Raw genomic sequence first — 2,768 nt, 5'->3', positions numbered from 1 at the left:
GCCTGTCCGACGCACTGGCAGCGGGACACCCGGTGCTGGCGGTGATCCGCGGCAGCGCAGTAGGCACATCCACCCCTCAAACAACTCCCTCCACCACGCAGGAACACCTGATCCGCCGAGCGCTGTCCCAAGCGGGCCTGGACCCGAACGAGATCAACGCCGTAGAAGCGCACGGCACCGGAACCCCACCCGAAGACCAGGCCGAGCTCACCGCGCTGCACGCCGTCTACGGCACGAACCCCCACCCGGTCCACCTGGGCGCACTCCAATCCACCACCGGCCACACCGGAGCAGCCTCAGGCGCAGCCGCACTGGTGAAACTGGTAGAGGCCCTGCGCCACGGCACACTCCCCCCGACCCCGCACCTGTCCCCAGCAACCACCCCCACCCCAACACCCGCATCCACTTCGACAAGTGAGAGCGCTCCCACGCCAACGACCACACCCGACCCCACCGCCGCACTCAGGCCAGGGGCGAGTGGCCCTTCAGGAGCCGAGACCGGAATCAGGGCTGAGCCTCGGCCCGGCTCCGTTACCAGGGCCGGGACTGGAACCGGGATCGGAATTAGGGTGGGGAACGGAACCGGGACTGGGGCTGGAGCTGGGACCGGGTCTGGTTCTGGGACTGGTTCTGAGGCTGGAACTGTCTCTGTGACTGGGACTGCCGCTGAGGCCGGAACTGCCCCTGGGGCTGGCCCTGGCCCTGGTCTCGGTCCTGGGGCTGGTTTTGCGTTTGCCGGGGTGTCCGGGTCCGCGCTCGTGCCGCTCGTCGAGCCGGTTCCGTGGGTGGAGCCGAGGCGGGTTGGGGTGTCGTCGCTTGGGCGGTTCGGCACGGATGCGCATCTGATCCTGGAGCAGCCACCCGTCATTGACGTGCCAACCGCTGGGGCTGGGTTGCCGTTGACGCCTTGGGTGTTGTCGGCCAAGTCGCCGGAAGCGTTGCGGGCGCACGGGCTTCGGTTGCGGGCGCACTTGGACGCGCACCCGGAGGCGTCCGCGGCCGAGGTGGCGGTCAGCCTGGTGACGCGCAGCGGGTTCTCGCACCGGGCGGTGCTGCTCGGGCGGGACCGGGAGGAGCTGGTCGAGCAGTTGGACCAGGTTGTGGCTGGTCGGAGGGCCGGGGTGGTGCTGCCGCTGTCCGGGCAGGGGGCGCAGCACGTCGGCATGGGGCGTGACCTGCACGACGCGTTCCCGGTGTTCGCGCGCGCTTGGGACTCGGTGTGCCCGCCGGAGGTCACCGAGATCGCCTTCCACGGGCCGTCCGAGGAGCTGGACCGGGTCGAGGTGGCGCAGCGGGCGCTGTTCGCGTTCCACGTCGCCCTGTTCCGGCTGTACGAGCACCACGGCGTCACCCCCGACCACCTCGTCGGGCACTCGGTCGGCGAGGTCGCCGCCGCGCACCTCGCGGGCGCGCTGGACCTGGCCGACGCGCTCGCGCTGCTCGACGCGCACGCCCGGCTCGCGGTGGCGCTGCTGCCGGACGGGCTCATGGCCTCGGTGGAGGCCACCGAGGAGGAGCTGGAACCGCTGCTCGGCGACGGCGTGTGCCTGGCCTCGGTGAACTCGCCGGACAGCGCCGTGGTGTCCGGCGATCCCGGCGCGGTGCTGTCGCTGGTCGACCACTGGCGCGCGCGCGGACGGCAGGCGAACGTGCTGCGCACCGGCGGCGCGTTCCACTCGCACCACTGCGACACGGTCGCCGTGGAGCTGGCGATCGTGGCGACCGGGCTGCAACCGAGGCCGTGCTCGCTGTCGGTGGTGTCGACGTTGGAGGGCAAGCCCGTGGACGGGTTCGCCACCGCAGGCTACTGGGCGCGGCAGCTGCGCCAACCGGTGCGGTTCCACGACGCGCTGGAGTGGGCGCGCCGCAGGCACGGCGCGATCACCGCGCTGCCGACCACACGTCCCGGCGCAGACGGCGTCGCGGACTTCCTCACCGGCCTGGCCCGCGCGCACGAGGCCGGACGCGCGGTGCGCTGGACCGACCTGCTGCCCGCGGCACGCCGCGTGCCACTGCCCGGCTACCCGTTCCAGCGCCGCTGCTACTGGCCCGCCCCCGACACCGGTGCGGCGCCGGGCGACCTGGGCGTGGAACCCGGCGGCCACCCGCTGCTGACCGCGCGCGTCGACGTGCCCAGCTCAGGCGAGATCGTGTTCACCGGCGTGCTGTCCGCGCAGGCCCACCCCTGGCTGGCCGACCACGAGGTGGGCGGCGTGCCGGTGCTGCCGAGCGCGGCCGTGCTGGACATGGCCCTGCACGTAGCGGCAGTGCTGGACGCGGAACTGGCAGAACTACTCCTGCACGAACCACTCCCGCTCACCGGCCGCACCGCACTGCGCCTGACCGCCAACCCGCACAACGGCACCCTGGTGCTGCACGTGCGCGAATCAGCCGACTGGCTCCCCCACGCCACCGCCGTCCTCAACACCCAAGCAGCAGGAGAAACAGCAGAAGCAGAAGCAGCAACCACCAGCACGGCAATTACTGCCACAGCAACACCCACGACACCCGCACCAGACGGCACCACCTCCTCCACCGGCACAGCGCTCCACAGCGCAGGCCCTCACAGCGCAGCACCGGAAAGCGCAACGCTCGACTACACGACCGCTGACAGCACAACAACAAGCGACGCGACAACGAGTGACGCACCACCCGGAGACAGGGCACCCGGAGACACGACAACTGGCGACACGACATCCAGCAGCACCGCCACCGCAGACAGCACCAACACCAGCACGGGCACGGGCACGGGCAGCACCGTCGTGGGC

General features: G+C 71.6%; 1 protein-coding gene. It reads left to right on the top strand.

What is annotated here, in order from left to right:
- Window positions 1–32: 32 nt before the first annotated feature.
- On the top strand, window positions 33–2,768 hold a 2,736-nt coding region (locus ACTUAL_RS04880; RefSeq protein WP_440899408.1), incomplete at its 3' end, for an acyltransferase domain-containing protein.

This window comes from Actinosynnema sp. (assembly GCF_052038725.1).
Note: the sequence above shows the minus strand (reverse complement) of the source record. Positions and strands in the feature narration are given on the sequence as shown.